Annotated in this window: 17 protein-coding genes and 1 pseudogene; 9 read left to right on the top strand and 9 right to left on the bottom strand. The window is 71.2% G+C overall.

The window, feature by feature from the left end:
- Positions 1–360 precede the first annotated feature (360 nt).
- Positions 361–2487 carry an NAD-dependent DNA ligase LigA gene (gene ligA / locus ACFQO7_RS11040; protein ID WP_376806264.1) on the bottom strand — a complete coding sequence of 709 codons (2127 nt, stop codon included), beginning with the start codon at positions 2485–2487 and terminating at the stop codon, positions 361–363.
- Positions 2488–2710: 223 nt separating this feature from the next.
- Here ligA and ACFQO7_RS11045 point away from each other — a divergent pair, with 223 nt between their 5' ends.
- From ACFQO7_RS11045 to ACFQO7_RS11065, 5 genes and pseudogenes are all read left to right on the top strand, one after another.
- Complete coding sequence (locus tag ACFQO7_RS11045) at positions 2711–4414, top strand: PQQ-dependent sugar dehydrogenase (protein WP_376806265.1); 1704 nt, start codon at positions 2711–2713, stop codon at positions 4412–4414.
- A 65-nt stretch (positions 4415–4479) separates the two neighbouring features.
- Positions 4480–4761, top strand: a pseudogene (locus tag ACFQO7_RS11050) (transporter substrate-binding domain-containing protein); the annotation flags it as partial.
- A gap of 106 nt (positions 4762–4867) precedes the next feature.
- Positions 4868–5212: a type 2 periplasmic-binding domain-containing protein gene (locus tag ACFQO7_RS11055; RefSeq protein WP_376806455.1), complete on the top strand. Its 345-nt coding sequence runs from the start codon at positions 4868–4870 to the stop codon at positions 5210–5212.
- Positions 5209–5580, top strand: coding sequence for a cupin domain-containing protein (locus ACFQO7_RS11060; RefSeq protein ID WP_361049109.1), 372 nt, complete (start codon positions 5209–5211; stop codon positions 5578–5580). Before ACFQO7_RS11055 ends, ACFQO7_RS11060 begins: the two co-directional genes overlap by 4 nt.
- Before the next feature lie 76 nt (positions 5581–5656).
- The gene (locus tag ACFQO7_RS11065) at positions 5657–6799 is read left to right on the top strand and encodes an NAD(P)/FAD-dependent oxidoreductase (protein WP_376806266.1); all 1143 of its coding nucleotides are present in this window, start codon (positions 5657–5659) and stop codon (positions 6797–6799) included.
- Between the two features lie 34 nt (positions 6800–6833).
- Here the strand turns inward: ACFQO7_RS11065 and ACFQO7_RS11070 are convergent, their stop codons facing one another.
- Entirely contained in the window at positions 6834–7331 is a 498-nt protein-coding gene (locus ACFQO7_RS11070) for a GNAT family N-acetyltransferase (protein ID WP_376806267.1), read from the bottom strand.
- Positions 7332–7473: 142 nt separating this feature from the next.
- Here ACFQO7_RS11070 and ACFQO7_RS11075 point away from each other — a divergent pair, with 142 nt between their 5' ends.
- The gene (locus tag ACFQO7_RS11075) at positions 7474–7665 is read left to right on the top strand and encodes a hypothetical protein (RefSeq protein ID WP_376806268.1); all 192 of its coding nucleotides are present in this window, start codon (positions 7474–7476) and stop codon (positions 7663–7665) included.
- A 48-nt stretch (positions 7666–7713) separates the two neighbouring features.
- On the opposite strand, the gene ACFQO7_RS11080 is transcribed toward ACFQO7_RS11075, so the two are convergent.
- The 4 genes from ACFQO7_RS11080 to ACFQO7_RS11095 all read right to left on the bottom strand — a co-directional run bounded on the left by ACFQO7_RS11080 (position 7714) and on the right by ACFQO7_RS11095 (position 11022).
- On the bottom strand, positions 7714–8073 hold the full coding sequence (locus ACFQO7_RS11080) for a hypothetical protein (protein WP_376806269.1): 360 nt from the start codon (positions 8071–8073) through the stop codon (positions 7714–7716).
- Positions 8074–8154: 81 nt separating this feature from the next.
- Entirely contained in the window at positions 8155–8394 is a 240-nt protein-coding gene (locus ACFQO7_RS11085; RefSeq protein ID WP_376806270.1) for a hypothetical protein, read from the bottom strand.
- A 118-nt stretch (positions 8395–8512) separates the two neighbouring features.
- Positions 8513–9244, bottom strand: a complete 732-nt coding sequence (locus ACFQO7_RS11090; RefSeq protein WP_376806271.1) for a hypothetical protein — start codon at positions 9242–9244, stop codon at positions 8513–8515.
- A gap of 158 nt (positions 9245–9402) precedes the next feature.
- Positions 9403–11022 (bottom strand): RICIN domain-containing protein, encoded by a 1620-nt coding sequence (locus tag ACFQO7_RS11095; RefSeq protein ID WP_376806272.1) that lies wholly within the window; start codon positions 11020–11022, stop codon positions 9403–9405.
- Positions 11023–11376: 354 nt separating this feature from the next.
- Here ACFQO7_RS11095 and ACFQO7_RS11100 point away from each other — a divergent pair, with 354 nt between their 5' ends.
- Positions 11377–12534, top strand: coding sequence for a glycoside hydrolase family 12 protein (locus ACFQO7_RS11100; protein WP_376806273.1), 1158 nt, complete (start codon positions 11377–11379; stop codon positions 12532–12534).
- Positions 12535–12642: 108 nt separating this feature from the next.
- Here ACFQO7_RS11100 and ACFQO7_RS11105 read toward each other — a convergent pair whose 3' ends face one another.
- Positions 12643–12789 (bottom strand): hypothetical protein, encoded by a 147-nt coding sequence (locus ACFQO7_RS11105; RefSeq protein WP_376806274.1) that lies wholly within the window; start codon positions 12787–12789, stop codon positions 12643–12645.
- A gap of 57 nt (positions 12790–12846) precedes the next feature.
- A complete protein-coding gene (locus ACFQO7_RS11110; RefSeq protein WP_376806275.1) occupies positions 12847–13434 on the bottom strand; it encodes a TetR/AcrR family transcriptional regulator in 588 nt (195 codons plus the stop codon).
- Between the two features lie 82 nt (positions 13435–13516).
- Between ACFQO7_RS11110 and mddA the strand changes: the two genes are divergently transcribed.
- Both mddA and ACFQO7_RS11120 read left to right on the top strand, forming a co-directional pair.
- Positions 13517–14269 carry a methanethiol S-methyltransferase gene (gene mddA / locus ACFQO7_RS11115; RefSeq protein ID WP_376806276.1) on the top strand — a complete coding sequence of 251 codons (753 nt, stop codon included), beginning with the start codon at positions 13517–13519 and terminating at the stop codon, positions 14267–14269.
- A gap of 2 nt (positions 14270–14271) precedes the next feature.
- Complete coding sequence (locus ACFQO7_RS11120) at positions 14272–16419, top strand: alpha/beta hydrolase (protein WP_376806277.1); 2148 nt, start codon at positions 14272–14274, stop codon at positions 16417–16419.
- 11 nt (positions 16420–16430) lie between these two features.
- On the opposite strand, the gene ACFQO7_RS11125 is transcribed toward ACFQO7_RS11120, so the two are convergent.
- Entirely contained in the window at positions 16431–16907 is a 477-nt protein-coding gene (locus tag ACFQO7_RS11125; protein WP_376806278.1) for a DUF5709 domain-containing protein, read from the bottom strand.
- Positions 16908–17102 lie beyond the last annotated feature (195 nt).

Below are 17102 nucleotides of genomic sequence, written 5' to 3' on the forward strand. Positions count from 1 at the left end.
GTTGTGGGAGAGTAGGACACCGCCGGACAAACATCGCTGTTCAAGGCCCGACCATCATGGTCGGGCCTTGACGCGTTTAAGGGCACCTTGTCAACGCCGCGTCTATTCGGGCCCCTGCCACGGGGCCCTTTTTGTTACCTGTAGCCCGGCCGGCCGTCTTATCGGGGCTACGGCGATGATCGCCGTTTCTGGTCAAAAACCTGGGGTAGGGCCGCAGATCATGTCCAGAAACAACGATCACCGAACCACGAACCGTGGCAATGGCACACCGCCTGCCGTGCCCGCGTCGATCATGAAGTTGTGGCAGCGACTCGCCGTCGAGCCGTGCCATAAGTTCATGATCGACGCGGAAGGGGTGGATCAGGCCGGGGTGAGGGTGGTGAGGATTTCGGTGGTTGTGGTGTGGTCGCCGGTGCGGTGGGCGGTGAGGAGTTGGGCGAACTTGTCGGCGTTGAGGATGGGCAGGCCGAGGTCGGCGGCTTTGGTGGCTTTGGAGCCGGCGCCGTCGCCGACGACGACGAAGTCGGTTTTGGAGGAGACCGAGCCGGAGGATTTGCCGCCGAGTTCTTCGACGGCTTCGTTGCCCTGGTTGCGGGTCAGGCCCGGGACGGAGCCGGTGACGACGACGGTCATCGGGGAGCCGTCGGGGCGGCGGAGCGGCAGAGACGTCTCCGCGCTGGTGGCAGCGGTGGAGACGGCGCCGGTCGGTTCAGTCATGTTGACGCCGTGGGCGGCGAGTTTGGCGATGAGCGGGGCGACCTCGGCGAGTTCGGCGAGGATGACGGTGGCGCGTTCGCTGCCGATGCCGTCGACCTGCTCCCACTCGGCGGGTGTCGCGGCCAGGATGGCATCCATGGTGCCGAAATGGCGGGCGATGCGGCGGGACAGGGTCCGGCCGGTCATCCGGATGCCCAGCCCGGTCAGCACGCGCGACAGCGGCCGGGTCTTGGTCGCGGCGATGCTGTTGACCAGGTTCGTGGCCGACACGGTGCCTAGCCGGTCCATCGCGGCCAGGGTCGGCACGTCGAGGGCGTACAGGTCGGCGGCGTCGGTGATGTGGCCGGCGGCGAGCAGCGCGTCGAGGATCTTGTCGCCGAGTCCTTCGATGTCCATCGCGTCGCGGCTGGTGTAGTACAGCAGTGTCGCCTTCTCGCCGCAGGCGCGGCCGCGGGCGCAGCGCCAGCGCAGGTTGCTGCGGTCGATGTCGCCGCCGCAGCGCGGGCAGTGCTCCGGCGGGCTGAACGCTTCCGCGTCGGCAGGCCGGGCGTCGGGCACCGCGCCGGTGATCTCCGGGATGACGTCTCCGGCGCGACGGATGTAGACGGTGTCGCCGGCGCGTACGTCGCGGCGCTGCAGGTCGGTGAAGTTGTGCAGGGTCGCTGAGGTGACCACGACGCCGCCGACCTGGACGGGTTCGAGCACGGCGACGGGGGTGATGACGCCGGTGCGGCCGACCTGCACGTCGATGCGCAGCAGGGTGGTGGTGCGGGTGTCGGCGGGGAACTTGTAGGCGATGCCCCAGCGGGGCGCCCGGGTCGAGTAGCCGGCCTGGTCCTGGTCGGTGGTGAGGTCGGCCTTGACGACGACGCCGTCGATGCCGAAGCCGAGTTCGCCGCGGCGTGCGCCGAGCGCGGCGACGGCGGCGGTGACCTCGTCGATGTCGGCGCAGACGGCGAGCCCGGCGGAGGACTGCGCGGTCGTGGCGACGCCGAGCGTGCCCAGGTGCTCGATCACCGCGGAGTGGCTGTGGGCGTGTTCGGCGGGCACGCCGTGGGCGGCGTACGCCATGAACGACAGCGGGACGTCGTAGACGCGCTGGGCGCGCAGTGATCCGGCGGCTGCCGAGCGCGGGTTGGCGAACACCGGCTCACCGTGGGCGAGGCGCAGGTCGCAGCCCTTGGCGAAGTCGGTGTCGGTCATGTAGACCTCGCCGCGGATCTCGATGGTCACCGGCGCGGACAGGCGCTGTGGCAGGCCGGCGATCAGGCGGGCCTGGCTGGTGACGTCCTCGCCGGTGTAGCCGTTGCCGCGGGTGGCGATCTGCACGAGCCGGCCCTCGGTGTAGCGCACGGCGATGGCCAGCCCGTCGATCTTCGGTTCGACGGTGTAGCGGGTCACCGGGCGGTCGAGGGTCCGGTCGAGTTTGGCCGCCCAGTCGCGCAGGCCCTCGCTGTTGAAGACGTTGCCGATGCTGAGCATGGGTGAGCTGTGCTCGACGTCGCCGCCGACGGTCCCGACGACCGCGGTGGGGGAGTCGCCGGTGCGCCACTGCGGGTGCTCCCGCTCGCTGGCCACGATCCGGGCGTACAGCGCGTCGTAGTCCGCGTCGTCGAGCAGGTTCTGCTCACCGGCGTAGTACGCGGCGGCAGCGGCGCGGGCCTGCTCGACGGCCGACCGGTACTCGTCCCGGGTGGTGTGCGGCCGGGCGTGCGCGGGGTCGACGATCGGGGCGGCTGCCGTGGCGTCGGCGGCGAGGTCGTCTTGCATGGTGCGGGCTCCTTCATCGGCCTGCGTGGCCAGGCGGTATGCGGAGGATAGCCGCCCGGTGCGACACCCCGCCGATCACGCGAACGCCGGTGGGTGGCGTTCCGGCCGGCCCCGGGTCGGGGTCTCCGCGCCTGCGCCGCGTGGCCCCGCGCGCGAGCCGCTGCCGGATGGTCTGCGTAGGCGAGGTCTGGTGTGCGCGGTGTCGGGCTTGTACATTCCGTCAATGACACCCGTCGCACCGTCGCCGGTCGAGTCGGCTTCTGGTGGCTCCCGGCTGGTCAGCGGCCTGTTGCTGATCGCGGTCGTGGGTCTTGCCGTGCTGGTGTGGCGGTGGCCGGAGCCGCCGCCGGACGTGCGGCCGCCGTCCGCGCCGGGCGGGCTCAGCATCGGGGAGACGACCTGCAAGTCGATCGCGCTGAGCTGGTCCGGGTCCACGGACGACACCGAGGTGACCGGATACGAGGTGCACCGCGACGGTCAGGTCGTCGCCAGTGTGGGCGGCAAGGCCCTGTCGGTGGTCATCACGGAGGTGCCCGCCGGCACCTGGAGCGTCGCGGTGAAGGCGAGGGACGAGGCGGGCAACGTGTCCCCGGCCGGCGGTGCGGTCTCGGTGACGCCGCCGTCGTGCGGCGCGGACGCCAAGGCGCCGAGCACGCCGGGCGGGGTCAAGGCCACCGCCGACGGCACCACGGTCACCATGACCTGGGACGCGGCCACCGACGACGTCGGGGTCGCGGAGTACGACGTGTTCCGGGACGGGGCGAAGGTCGGCACGGTCGGGGGCGGGGGCGGCCCGCAGTTCACGTTCATCGACCTCGGGGTGCCCGCGTCGGCCGGCCACCGTTACCAGGTCAGTGCCCGTGACGGGCAGGGCAACTCCTCGTCGCGCAGCGCCGGGGTCGACGTGACCGCGGGCGCGGCGTGCACGCTGCTGTGCGCGATCACCCCGGTCGGCAAGGACACCGGTGTCGTCTGGGGGCTGGCCGAGCTGCCGGACGGGTCGGTGCTCTACGGCCGGCGGGACACGTACGAGATCGTGCGGATGGATCCGCGTACCGGACAGGTCACACCGCTGGGCACGGTGCCCGGCGGGGTGCGCGCGGGTGGCGACGGGGGCCTGGTGAGCCTGGCCGTGGCGTCGACGTTCGCCCGGGACCGCTGGATCTACGTGCTGTACACGACCGCGACCGACAACCGGATCGTACGGTTGCGCCTGCGCGGCGACGAGCTGGACGGCGGCTCGATGCAGTCGCTGGTCGTCGGCATCCCGCGGGGCAAGCTGCACAACGGCGGGCGGCTGCGGTTCGGGCGCGACGGCAAGCTGTACGCCGCCCTCGGCGACGCCGGGAACCCGAGGCTGGCGCAGGACCAGCGCAGCCTGGCCGGCAAGGTGCTGCGGTTCAACCCGGACGGCACGGTGCCGTCGGGGAACCCGTTCGGCGGCTACATCTGGAGCCTCGGCCACCGCAACCCGCAGGGGCTCGCGTTCGACGCGCGGGGCAGGTTGTGGGTGCAGGAGTCGGGCGACGGGCTCACGGACGAGACGAACCTGATCGTCAAGGGCGGCAACTACGGCTGGCCGGCATGCGAGGGCACCGAGTCGAAGTCCGGTGCCGGCTGCGAGACGCCGGGGTTCGTCGCGCCGCAGCAGACGTTCGCGGCGTACGACGGCGGCTGCGGAGGCCTGGTCTTCGTGCGCGAGGTCGGCTACGTGGCGTGTGCGGGCAGTTCGCGGCTCTACCGGGCCGTTCTCGACGGCGACGGCCTGCTCGCCGAGGTGCAGGCGGTGCTCGTCGGCGCCTACGGCCAGCTGCTCACGGTCGAGCCCGGTTCGGGCGGCACGCTGTGGCTCGTCAGCGGCACCACCGGCGCGGCGGGGACGCTCGACACGCAGTTCCTGCGGATCACGCTGCCGCCCGCGTCTTGACCCAGAGAACCCCGATAGCGGGATGCTCTGGGTCGGATCGGCATATCTTGGACAACGTGCCAGGTGTGCCGCTGCGGGTCGGGTCGGCGTTCCCTGATCCGCCGTTCGAGGTGGCGGGTGTGCCGCCGACGGGCTTCGACCTCGACTGGATGGCGGCGGTCGCGGCCGAACTCGGGCGGCCGCCGGCGGTGCGCCACTACGAAGGGTCCGACTTCGACGGGATCTTCGCCGAGCTGGGCAGGAGCATCGACGTCGTCGCCTCCGGTGCGACGGTCACCGAATACCGCAAGACGCTGGCCCGGTGGTGCGAGCCGTATCTGCGGTCCGGCCAGAGCCTGGCGGCCGCGGCCACGGCCGGGGTGCGCGGCTGCGACGACCTGCGCGGGCTGACCCTGGGCGTGCAGAGCGGCAACACGTCGCAGCCGGTGGCCGAGCGGCAACACGTCGCAGCCGGTGGCCGAGCGGCTGCTCGCCGCGGGCAGGGTCGGGGCGGTGAAGGCGTACGCCTACTCCGAGATCCGCACCGCGCTCGACGACCTCGAACACGGCACGATCGGCGCTTTCATGAAGCTGGAGCCCGTGCTGCGCCGGATGGTCGCCGACCGGCCGGCGCTGCGGATCGTGCAGACCGGCATCACCTCCGAGTTGCTGGCGGTCGCCGTCGCGCTGGACGACGCCGCGCTCGCCGACCGGATCGACTATGCCCAGCAGGCGCTGCGCCGCCGCGGCGAACTCGCCCGGCTGGGCCGCAGGTGGCTGGCCGACAGCGACCCTGAGGCCACGGCGGTGCTGACATGATCCGGCTGGTCCGCCTGTTCACCGGGCCGGACGGCCGGTCCCACGTCGAGGAGTCGGCGCTGCGCCTCGGCGCGCTCGGGCCGGACGCGGCCACCGGCTGGCTGCCCACCACCGCGGCGCGCTTCCGGCAGAGCCCGCCGGGTTCGGAGCTGACCTGGCACGACGCGCCCCGGCGGCAGTACGTCGTCACGCTCACCGGAACGCTCGAGTTCACCACCCGCGACGGCGAGACCTTCCGGCTCGGCCCCGGCGACGTGCTGCTGGCCGAGGACACGACGGGCGGCGGCCACCGCTGGCGGCTGCTCGACGACCAGCCCTGGACCCGGGTCTATCTCCAGCTCCCGGAGAGCGATCCGGCGCAGGTGTGACGAGACTGTGTAGATCGCGGGCGGGTAGCGTGATGAGACCGTTCCGGGACGATTTCAATACCTAGCTTCTCTAGGTATGCATACAGTGGATGTCCTGGTCGTCGGTGCCGGTCTGGCCGGCCTGCACACCGCCCGCCTGCTCGCGCGACACGAGCTGACCGTGATGGTGGTCGACCGCCGCAGGTCGCTGTCGGCGGGCATCCGCACGACGGGGATCTTCGTGCGGCGTACCCTCGAAGACTTCGACCTGCCCGACCACCTGCTCGGCCCCGGGGTTCGCGACGTGCTGCTGTATCCGCCGTCGCGGCGCGATCCGATCCGGCTGGCCAGCGACCGCGACGAGTACCGGGTCGCCGACATGCCCGGCGTCTACGAGCACGCGCGCCGCGCGGCCGAGTCCGCGGGCGCGCGGATCGTGCTGGGCGTGCGCTACGACGGCTCGTCGGCGGGTGTCGTACGGCTGGATGGTGCGGAACCGGTGCGGGCCAGGTTCATCGTCGGCGCGGACGGCGCGCGTTCCCGGGTGGCCCGTGACCTGGGCCTGGACGTCAACCGCAGCCTGCTCGTCGGCGCGGAGCTGGTTCACCCGATCGCGTCGGGCACCACCACCCCGGCGTTCCACTGCGTGCTGGACCCGCGCGTCGCCCCGGGCTATCTGGGCTGGGTGATCGACGACGGCCACCACGCGCACGTCGGGGTCGCGGGATACCCGGACGCCATGCGGGCCGGGGTGCGCCACCTGCTGGAGGAGTTCGCCGACGGCGCGCCCGGCCGCGCCGAGCCGACCGGCCCGGTCGAGCGGCGCGGCGGCCCGATCCCGGTCGGCGGCGTGCTGCGCCGCCTGGCGAACCCGGCCGGGCTGCTCGTCGGGGACGCGGCCGGTGCGGTGTCCCCGCTGACGGCAGGCGGGCTCGACCCCTGCCTGCGGATGTCGGAGCTGGCCGCGTCGGTCGCCGCGGGCTGGCTGCGCACTGGCGACCAGCGGGAACTGCGCCGGTATGACGGCACCGCGCTGCGCGGCCGGTTCCGGGGCCGGCTGCTGCTGCGCCGGATGCTCGCCGGGGTGCGGTCACCGCTGGCCGCGGAGGCGGCGGTGGCCGCGCTGCGCGGCCGGGCCGGCCGGGCGGCGGCGGCACGCGTGCTGTTCGGCGACGGCTCGTTCCCCGACACCGAACCCCGGCTCGCGCGCCCGGCGGTCAACCGCTACGCCGCGAGCTGACCGCTGCGACGGTTCCACGAGCCCGGCCGGTGACTCAGGCCCCTTCGCCCTCCTCGACCTTGAACGTGCTGAAGCCGCGGCGGTGGTAGTTGGGCAGCGCGGCCGGGTGGTCGACCGAGGACGTGTGCAGCCACACCCGCCGCACCGCAGGGGTCAGGTTCCACGCCTGCCGGACGGCGAGCGTCAGCGCGTACCCACCCAGCCCTCGCCCGACGAACTCCGGCACCAGCCCGAACGTGTCGATCTCCACCTCGTCGTCGGGGTGGAGATCGCACGCGAGCAGTCCCGCCGGCTTGCCGTCGTGGGACAGCAGCCAGAAGGCCCGGTCGGGGTGCCGCGCGAACCACAGCTCCCACTCGGGCGCGGTGCGCACCGCGCTTCCCCAGCCGTAGGGTGCGCCGATCCGGGCCTGCAGCTCGACGACCAGCGGCGAACGCCGGTCGAGCGGTGCCAGCGCCAGGCCGGGCACCGCGGCCGCGGGGCGGAACTGGTCCTGGTCGGTCATGTGCACGTAGGTCACGGTCTCCCTCACGGGCCGTGAGCCTACCGCCGGTCGCCGCCGCGTCCGGACCGCCCCGCGACTGTGCCGTTTCCGACAACGCGCGGCCGCCGGTTGCCGCCCGCCGTCCCTCATGGTGGGTTGCTTTCCTGGTGCGACACAGGAGGTGGGCGGGATGCAGGTGAGGCTGCTGGGCTCGGTCGAGGTCGTCGTGGCCGGCGCGGTGCGGCCGGTGCCGGGGCTGCGCCGCAAGGCCGTGCTGGCGATGCTGGGCCTGCACCCCGGGCAGATCGTCAGCAGCGGTGTCGTGTCGTACCTGGACACGACGGTGGCGGCGAGCGCTGACGCGGGTCTGACGCGTGCCTGAAACGGGGTGCGTGCGGCCGGACTGCCGCTGAGACCGCGCCGCCGTCGCTTACGGCTCGACGGCCGCCGGCGACGTCGGCTGCGAGGCGGGCGCAGCGGACCGCGGCACGAACACGGCTGCGGCCAGGAGCGCGATGGCGACGACCTCCAGGACCGCCGAGAACGGCGTGAGCGCGTTCTGGGCGATCCGCCACGCCGACGGCACCTCCTGGCCCAGTGAAGCCCAGTCGGTGGCCATGTCGTCGAGGAACGAGATGCCCGTCGCCACCAGCACGCTGTTCAGCACCATCGAGATGCCCGCGGCCAGCGCGAGGTTGCTCGCGGCCGGGCCGATGTCGCCCCGCTTCTTGTACGCGAGTCCGATGATCAGGCCCGCGATCAAGGCTGGGAAGTAGTTGGTGAAGGGCATCGGGTTCACTCCGTCACGGCTTTGGGTTGGCGAGACGATACTCGTGCTGCTCGGAGGTGGTCGTCTGGGGTGAGTCACTGGTCAGCACATGGCGGTCCGTGCGATGCCGAGGACGAGTACGCCGATCGAGATGGCCACGACCGCGGTGCCGAGGACTCTGCCGGCGACCTTGCGCTCGTCGGGTGCGAACAGGAAGAACAGCAGCGAGAAGGCGATTCCGGCGGCCCCTATGCAGACCGTCTCCGTGGGTGAGGCGTCCTTCGGGGTATCACCTTGGCCCAGGCAGCCTGCCGCCGTCGCCAGGTGATCGAGTATCGACACGTCGTCCTCCGTCGCCGTCAGGTCAGGCGGCGTGGTCCCGGCTGCTGCCGAACGCCGTTGAGCGCCCGGTCAGGGCACCGACGAACATACCCGGAGTGATCAAGACCGCGCGATGTGGTCAGCGCAGACGTTCCACGGTGACGGGGATCAGACCCTGTCCGCGGGCGTCGGCCCGCAGGCGGCCGAGCAGCTCGGTGAGCTCGGGGTCCGGGGCGTCCGTGGCGCGGTCGGTGGACAGGTCGACGGCCCAGGCAGCGCCGGCGCCGATGCGGCGCAGCGTCCAGGTCACGGTCTGCCCGTCGAGGGTGCGCCGGGTGCGCCCGGCGATGCGGTGGGCTCTGTCGTCGTGGCGGTCGAACGGCTGCATCCGCCACCCGCTGCGCAGCGCGGCGAGCCCGTGGTCGGGTAGATCTCCGGCGAGCAGCACCCGGTAGACGCGGCGTTCTCCGGTGGCCTGCGCGGGCACCAGCGACAGCGGGGCGAGGTCGGGCAGGTCGAGCCGGTCGAGGAAGTGGCGGCGCAGTTCCGGCTCCGGGCCAAGTTCGCCGCCGCCCAGCAGCCGGTATGCGGCATTCGCGCCGGCCCGGTCCACGGGCGTGACCCTGGCCTGCAGGCGGGTGTCGCTGCGCAGGCCCCGGCTGAACGCCGCCGCGCTCCACCAGCTGCGCCCGACGGCGGTCCATCCCGCACTGTCCAGCGCGGACGCCGTGCCGTCCGGCCGCAGCACGAACTCCTCCACGACGATGCCCTCCGGCGGCAGCGACCGTTCGCGAGCCCGGACGTTGGCGAAGACGAGGTAGTAGTCGAGCTGCTCGGCGACGTCGACGGCGGGTTGTCCAGCGCGGCTCACACGTTCGATGGTGCCGCCGCCGCCCACTCGGCGGCGCCCTGACACGCCGCGCCCGATGTGTCGTATATCGACGCTTGACGCACGACCCGCCACCGTCCCACGGAAAGGAAGGGCACCTTCACATCGCCACGCGTTGTAGAAGGTGCCCTTCCTTCGTTTCAGCAGCGGGTAATGGTGGAGTTGTTGAGGGTGATGTTGGTGATGGTCAGGTTGTCGGCGCAGGGATTCTCGACGATCCGGTTGTTGACCAGGGTGAAGTTGCGCAGGGTGAGGTCGCGGTTGCCGGCGAACTCGGTGCGTTCGGCCAGCCGGATCTCGCCGCCGCCGCTGATGGTGCCGCCGTCGGCGGCGATGTTCACGTTGTAGCAGTTCTCGATCAGGATCGCGTTGTTGCCGGTGTTGGCGATGTCGACGCGGTCGATGGCCGCGCCGCCGCTCTCGGACACGCAGAAGATGCCCCGGCCGCCGCCCCGGGCCCGGACGGTGCCGACCCGGATGTTGGTGGAGTACGCCGATCCGATGCGGCCGTTGCGGTTGGCCATGCGGAACGCGGCGTATCCGGTGCCTGCTCCCGCGTTCTCGGCGTCGACGGTGCCGACGGTGGCGTTGATCGTCTGGTTGAGCAGCAGGCCGGACTCGCCGACGTTGCGGGCGGTGACGGTGCCGACGGTGAGACCGTCGACGCCGTACGTCTCCACGGCGTGTGAGCTCGCGCCGGAGACGTACACGTTGTCGATGCGCACGTTGCGGGTCCACTGGCTGGTGTCGCCGCGGTTGTCGATGCGCACGCCGAGACCGGCGGACAGCCGCATGTCGAGCTGCCCGAGGACGACGTCGGTGACGTTGCGCATGAAGACGCCGTACAGCGGGGTGCCGGTCAGGTTGAGGTGCTGGACTTCGACCTGGGTGGTGCCGCGCGAGTAGATGGGCGCCTGGTCGCCGCTGCCCGTGCCGGTGACGTTGATCGTGCCGCAGACGTCGATCGTGGTGTAGCTCGGGAGCGAGATGCGCGCGTTGGCGCTCATGGACCCGGAGCCGCGTACGACGACGCGCTGCTTGGACGTGCGGCCCGAGGTCAGGCTGTTGACCGCCGCCTGCACGGCCGAACGCAGGTCGGAGCCGGTGTAGACGGTGCTCGAACCGTTGCGGGCGGTCCAGGTGGAGCCGCTGAGCACCGCCTCGGCGTGGAAGGAGCCGCTGCCGCAGCCGGTGCCGCCGCCCGAGCCGAGTTTGACGAGCTGCCACTGCTGGTTGTAGCCGTCGAGGTCCTGGTATTGCGAGAGCATGCCGCCGTCGGCGGTGGACCAGCTCCACACTTCCACGGCTTTGCCGCTGTGCCGGTTGACGAACCGCACGTATCCGCCGCTGGAGTCGCTGACGCCGAAGTGCTGGCGGGTGTTGCCGCCGGCGGCCGTGTTCTGGACGAGCTGGATGCCGTCGCCGGCGTTGGGCAGTTCCAGCACCTTGCCGCTGTGCACGGAGCGGATCTGGTAGTAGCCGCTGCCGACGTCGACGAAGCGCCACTGCTGCACGGCGAAGTCGTTGCGGGTGAACTGGTTGACCGGCGCGCCGTCGGCGGTGGACCAGTTCCACAGGTCCATCGCCTTGCCGCTGTGCCGGTTGACCAGGACGTAGGTCGCCGATGTGTCGATCGTCGCGGCCTGCGCGGTGCCGCCGGACACCAGCGTGCCGACGGCGACCAGCGCCGCCGTCACGAGGCCGGCCAGCGGCAGGCGCCATCGGCGGCCGTTGCGGGCGTGTGCCACCTCGGGTCGCATTGTGCCTCCTTCCATCAGGGGACTGCCCGCGACCGGGGTGATCGGCGGCTCCAGGCGCGGAAAGCGTTTTCCGCAACGGAGGCTACGTCGGTGACTCATAAGTGTCAATGCCGAACTGTCGGACATGGCACATGTCTCCATCGGACACGAACCCCGGCCTGCGGCGCGGGCGATCGGGCATGCCGTGCCGGTTGACCTCGCCGAGCCGAGCCCTTAAGTTTGTTAATACGATAAACTTAAATGTGTCGCCACGGTGATCCCGCCAGGTCGCTCCGGTCCGGGCCCAGGGCAGCGCCAGCGCGCCGACCGGCCGGACACCCCGTCGGCGACCGACTCACGAAGGGTCACCAAGTCATGCGCAGACGCACCTCCGCCGCCGCGGCGCTCACCGCGGCCGTCCTGGCCGCCGTCGGCACGGGCGTGATCACGGCACTTCCCTCGTACGCGGCCACCGGCTGCCGCGTCGCCTACACCGTCACCAACCAGTGGCCGGGCGGGTTCGGCGCCTCCGTCGCCGTCACCAACCTCGGCGACCCGATCAACGGCTGGACCCTCGCCTGGTCCTACTCGGCCGGCCAGCAGGTGACGCAGTACTGGAGCACCGCGCTGACCCAGAGCGGCGCGGCGGTCAGTGCCCGCAACGTCGACTACAACGGCTCGCTGTCCACCGGCGCGACCACGTCGTTCGGCTTCAACGGCTCGTGGACGGGCAGCAACCCCGTGCCCGCGAGCTTCACCCTCAACGGCGTCACGTGCACCGGCGGCGTCTCCGGCTCACCCACGCCGACCCGCACCGCCGGGCCCTCGCCGTCCCCGTCGCGTTCGGTCACGCCCTCGCCGAGCAGCGGCACACCCGGCGTGCCGTCCGACGCCGTATGGTCGGCGTCAGGCCAGTGGGACACCTGGAACAACAACGGATTCACGGTGTACAACAACATCTGGGGCTCCGGCGCGGGGCCGCAGACCGTGTGGGCGCGTTCCGGCACCAACTGGGGCGTGATCGCCAACCACCCGATGACCTCCGGTGTGAAGTCGTACCCGCACACCGTCAAGGGCTCGGTCAACCGCACCGTCAGCTCGCTGGCCTCGTTGACCAGCTCGTTCAACGTCAGCGTGCCCAGCAGCGGCGACTACTCCACCACCTATGACATCTGGGCCGACAACTGGGCGTACGAGGTCATGCTGTGGATGAACTGGAACGGCAACGTCGGGCCGATCGCCGAGCAGTACGACGCGAACGGGGCCGTGCCCGCGTTCCGCAACGTCAGCCTCGGCGGGCACACCTGGAACATCTACCGGGGCTCGAACGGGGCGAACGCGGTGTTCTCGTTCCTGCGTACCAGCAAGACCAACTCGGGCACGGTCGACATCCGCGCCATCATGAATTGGTTGCGGACCCAGGGCTGGTGGGGTGACGTGACCGTGGGGGAGGCCCAGTTCGGCTTCGAGATCAGCGGGACCAGCGGCTCGGCCGCCTTCACGGACAACAGCTTCTCGATCGCCTGGAGCTGACGAGCAGCAAACCGATCGCGTACAGCGGTGTCCGTCCGGTTCGCCGGGCGGACACCGGCACATCGGCGAGTCAAAGTAGGTCACCGTCTGTGGTGTCGGCTGTCCGGGTCAGTGGACGAGCAGGCTAACAAGGTCAGCGGCGAGTTCGGAGGCGCCCGCGGCGATGAAGGTTCTGCGTGTGCTCATCGCTTCGGCGATGTCGTCGAGTTGGGAAAGCCGGTAGTCGAGAGGAAGCGGTCTGCCATCGAGCGACACCAGGCCTAATGAGGGCCGCTGAGCATCGGTTGCACGGCGTCGCCGGTCAAGCTGCGGTTACGCGGGCGAGGAGGTCTCCCACACGCGGATGAGGTCGCCGACGCGGCGCAGGGCGGTGCGGACCCGCTCGGTCCAGGCGTCGTCGCCGAGCAGGATCATCGCCTCGCCGCCCAGGAACGACGTTCCCACCAGGACCGCGATGTCGGCGGCGGTGAAGGGGCCGAGCGAGCCGAAGTGCGCTTCGGCTTCGCCGGCGACCTCTTCGAGCAGGGTCATCCAGCCCTGGAGCATGGCGAGCACCCGCTGCGCGACCAGGGCGTCGGACCAGCCCGCGGCGATCATCTCCTGCAGCACGCGCACATAACCGGAGGCGAGGTCGTCGTCGAGGAACTCGCACGCCTGCTCGTAGCGCCGCCACAGCGGTTCGGACGCGGCGTACATCTGGCGCTGCCGGTCGACGAGCCGCGCGTTCTCGTGGGCGAGCAGGGCGAGGACCATGCCCTGCTTGCCGCCGAAGTGGTAATGGATCTGGCTGAGTGGGACGCCGGCCTGGTCGGCCACCTTGCGTGTGGAGAGTCTGGCGTACCCCTCGGACAGCAGGCACGACCGGGCGGCTTCCATGATTTTCGTCGATGCCGTGCTCAATCGATACCCCTTGTTCGGTCGGTCGACCGAATGTTAACGTACCGCAGATTCGGTCGATCGACCGAACGAAGAGGGGGATCCCATGATCCGGCGGACTCTGGCGGTCGGCTACGGCGCGCTCGCCTACGCCGCTTTCCTGGCGGCGATCATGTACACCATCGGTTTCCTGGCCAACACGCTGGTGCCCAAGGGCGTCGACGACGGCGTGACCGGCCCGGCGTGGCTCGCCGTGGCGGTCGACGCCGGCCTGCTCGGCGTCTTCGCCGTCCAGCACAGCGTCATGGCCCGGCCGTGGTTCAAGCGGTGGTGGACCCGCTTCGTGCCGGCAGCCGTCGAACGCAGCACGTTCGTGCTGCTCTCCAGCCTCGCCGTCGGCCTGCTGCTGTGGCAGTGGCGGCCGCTGACCGCGGACGTCTGGTCTGTCGAGGCGGTATGGCTGCGCGTGCTGCTGTGGACGGTGTGCGGGCTGGGCTGGGGCGTGCTCGTGCTGAGCACCTTCCTCATCGGGCACTTCGACCTGTTCGGGCTGCGGCAGGTGCTCGCCCGTGCCAGGGACGCCGACTACGCCGAGCCGGGATTCCGGCAGCCGCTGCTCTACCGCGTCGTCCGGCACCCGATCATGGTCGGCTTCATCATCGCCTTCTGGGCCACGCCCGACATGACCGTCGGGCACCTGTTGTTCGCCGGGGCCGCCACCGGATACATCCTGATCGCCGTGCGGTTCGAGGAGCACGACCTGCGCAAGAGCCTGGGCGAGCCCTACGAGCGCTACGCCCGGCAGGTGCCCCGGTTCATCCCCCGGACGCGGGCGGTGCCGGAGCAGGTGGAGGCCTGACGATGCGGGCACGGGAGGCGGACGCGGAGGGATTCGTCGAGCACGGCGGCGTGCGGATCCATTACGAGGTGTACGGCGACGGCGAGCCGACCATCCTGCTCATGCCGACCTGGACCGTCATCCACAAGCGGTTCTGGAAGGCACAGGTCCCTTACCTGGCCCGGCACCACCGCGTGGTGGTCTACGACGGGCCCGGCAACGGCCGCTCCGACCGCCCCCTCGACCCGGCCGCCTACGGGCAGCAGAACCAGGTGACGTACGCGCTGAAGGTCCTCGACGCCACCGGGACGCACCGGGCGGTCCCGGTGGCGCTGTCCATGGCCGCGAACTGGGCACTGGAACTCGCGGCGGACCATCCGGACCGGGTCCACGGGACCGTCCTGATCGGCCCGACCGTGCCCGTCGCCAGCCCGCCGGACTCGGCCCGCTCCGCCTACAACCGCGTCGACGGCCCCGCTCCCGCACTCGCCCCGTCGCAGGTGCCGGTCCTCGGCACCGACCCGCCCGAGCACTGGCTGAAGTACAACCGCGAGTACTGGACGGAGAACTTCGACGACTTCCTGTGGTTCTTCATGGGCCAGTGCTTCAGCGAGCCGCACTCCACCAAGCAGATCGAGGACGCGGTCGGCTGGGGCCGGCAGACCTCGGGGGAGGTGCTCGCCGCCAAGAGCCGTGCCCCGTGGCCGGACAACCCGACCCTGACCGGCTGGTGCGAACGTGTCAAGAGCCCGGTACTGCTGATCCACGGCGACGACGACCGGATCAGCCACGTCCACCGCAGCCGGGTCCTCGCCGAGCTGACCGGCGGCGACCTGGTGGTCCTCGAAGGCGCGGGGCACATCCCGCTCGCCCGCGACCCGGTGAAGGTCAACCTGCTCGTGCACGAGTTCGCCGAGCGGTTCCGCCCGCCCGCCCCGCGGCGGCAGACCTGGTCGCGCTTCGGTCACCGGCGCAAGCGGGTGCTCTACCTGTGCTCGCCGATCGGCCTGGGCCACGCCCGGCGCGACGCGGCCATCGCCGCGGAACTGCGGCTGCGCCATCCGGAGGTGCAGATCGACTGGCTGGCGCAGCATCCGGTGACGCGGGTGCTCGAACAGGCCGGGGAGCGGCTGCACCCGGCGAGCCGGTGGCTGGCCAACGAGTCCGCGCACATCGAAGGGGAGGCGGGCGAGCACGACCTGCACTGTTTCGAGGCGCTGCGGCGCATGGACGAGGTGCTGCTGGCCAACTTCATGGTGTTCCACGACGTGGTGCGGGATACCGCCTACGACCTGGTGGTCGGGGACGAGGCGTGGGACGTCGACCATTTCCTGCACGAGAACCCGGAACTCAAGCGGTTCGCGTACGCGTGGTTCACCGACTTCGTGGGCTTTCTGCCGATGCCCGACGGCGGGCCGCGGGAGGCGCTGGTCACCGCCGACTACAACGCCGAGATGATCGAGCACATCGCCCGGTATCCGCGGATCAGGGACCGGGCGATCTTCGTCGGCAACCCCGACGACGTGGTGGACCAGCGGTTCGGCCCGGACCTGCCGATGATCCGGGAGTGGACCCGGGAGCACTACGACTTCGCCGGATACGTCACCGGGTTCGATCCCGGCACGGTCGCCGACCGGGCGGCGCTGCGCGCCGAACTCGGGTACCGGCCGGACGAGCGGGTGTGCGTGGTGACCGTGGGCGGCTCCGGGGTCGGCCACCACCTGCTGCGCAGGGTCGTGGACTCGTACGACACGGCCGCCAGGCTCGTGCCGGGGCTGCGGATGCTGGTCGTGACCGGTCCGCGCATCGACCCGGCCTCGATCGATGCGCGGGCGGGCCTGGATGTGCGCGCCTACGTGCCGGACCTGCACCGGCACCTGGCCGCGAGCGACCTGGCGGTGGTGCAGGGCGGTCTGACCACCTGCATGGAGCTGACCGCCGCGCGGCGTCCGTTCATCTACATCCCGCTGCGCCACCACTTCGAACAGAACTTCCACGTCGCACACCGGCTCGACCGGTACGGCGCCGGGCGCCGGCTCGACTACGACGACCTGACGCCCGACGTGCTGGCGAGGGCCATCGCGGACGAGATCGGGCGCGAGGCCGCCTACCAGCCGGTCGAGAGCGACGGCGCGGCACGCGCGGCGGCGATGCTGGCCGAGCTGCTCTGACGAGCGGACGCCTAGTCCAGCGGGCCGTCGCCTGGGCCGTCGGGATCGTCCACGATGTGCATCGCGGCCTCCTCGGCGCTCGCGCCGCCGCCGTCGATGCCCACGTCCCACGCGATCGAGTCGGGCTGGTCGTCCTCGCCGAAGCCCTGGTCGTCGGCGACCAGGCGGCCGGCTCGCGGTTCGCGGTCGTAGCCGCGCCGGATCAGGTCGTCCTCGTCCTCGTCGACCGGGTCCGCGTACGGGTCGATGTCCGGCTCCTCCTCGGCGAGGTGCTGGTCGAGGGACTCCCCGGCCAGTGCCTCGGCCGGCGTCGTGCCGAAGCGGTTGGCCCCGGACCAGCGATCGGTGGCGACCACGCCCGTGTCGAGAGGGTCGGTGACCGGATCGCCGTCGAGTGTGTCGGAGGCGTCGAGCACGCCTTCGTCCTCGATCTCGTCCCACTGGCCGACGCCGTCGATGCTGTCGCCCTGCCCGCCGTCCTGGCTCATGGCTCCTCCCGGTCCGACCTGATATCGCCGGTAAAAGGCGAGTATATCGCGGCGGGTCCGGTTCTGACTCGGCGACAGCCCTGGACCTCGGCGCTCCGGGACCCCGGCCGCAGCACTCATTGCAAGATCCCGTCGTCTGGTTGGGCCTTATTCCTGTCGGCATCGATTCTTGGCCCAAACTTCGCACTCGAAGTC

This window comes from Catellatospora aurea, from assembly GCF_042663325.1.
GTDB lineage: Bacteria > Actinomycetota > Actinomycetes > Mycobacteriales > Micromonosporaceae > Catellatospora > Catellatospora aurea.

Coding starts and splice junctions, on each gene's coding strand:
- ACFQO7_RS11125 (WP_376806278.1), bottom strand. CDS start 16,907: ATGAGCCAGGACGGCGGGCAGGGCGACAGCATCGACGGCGTCGGCCAG.
- ACFQO7_RS11120 (WP_376806277.1), top strand. CDS start 14,272: ATGCGGGCACGGGAGGCGGACGCGGAGGGATTCGTCGAGCACGGCGGC.
- ACFQO7_RS11095 (WP_376806272.1), bottom strand. CDS start 11,022: ATGCGACCCGAGGTGGCACACGCCCGCAACGGCCGCCGATGGCGCCTG.
- ACFQO7_RS11060 (WP_361049109.1), top strand. CDS start 5,209: ATGATCCGGCTGGTCCGCCTGTTCACCGGGCCGGACGGCCGGTCCCAC.
- mddA (WP_376806276.1), top strand. CDS start 13,517: ATGATCCGGCGGACTCTGGCGGTCGGCTACGGCGCGCTCGCCTACGCC.
- ACFQO7_RS11080 (WP_376806269.1), bottom strand. CDS start 8,073: ATGCCCTTCACCAACTACTTCCCAGCCTTGATCGCGGGCCTGATCATC.
- ligA (WP_376806264.1), bottom strand. CDS start 2,487: ATGCAAGACGACCTCGCCGCCGACGCCACGGCAGCCGCCCCGATCGTC.
- ACFQO7_RS11045 (WP_376806265.1), top strand. CDS start 2,711: ATGACACCCGTCGCACCGTCGCCGGTCGAGTCGGCTTCTGGTGGCTCC.
- ACFQO7_RS11100 (WP_376806273.1), top strand. CDS start 11,377: ATGCGCAGACGCACCTCCGCCGCCGCGGCGCTCACCGCGGCCGTCCTG.
- ACFQO7_RS11065 (WP_376806266.1), top strand. CDS start 5,657: ATGCATACAGTGGATGTCCTGGTCGTCGGTGCCGGTCTGGCCGGCCTG.
- ACFQO7_RS11075 (WP_376806268.1), top strand. CDS start 7,474: ATGCAGGTGAGGCTGCTGGGCTCGGTCGAGGTCGTCGTGGCCGGCGCG.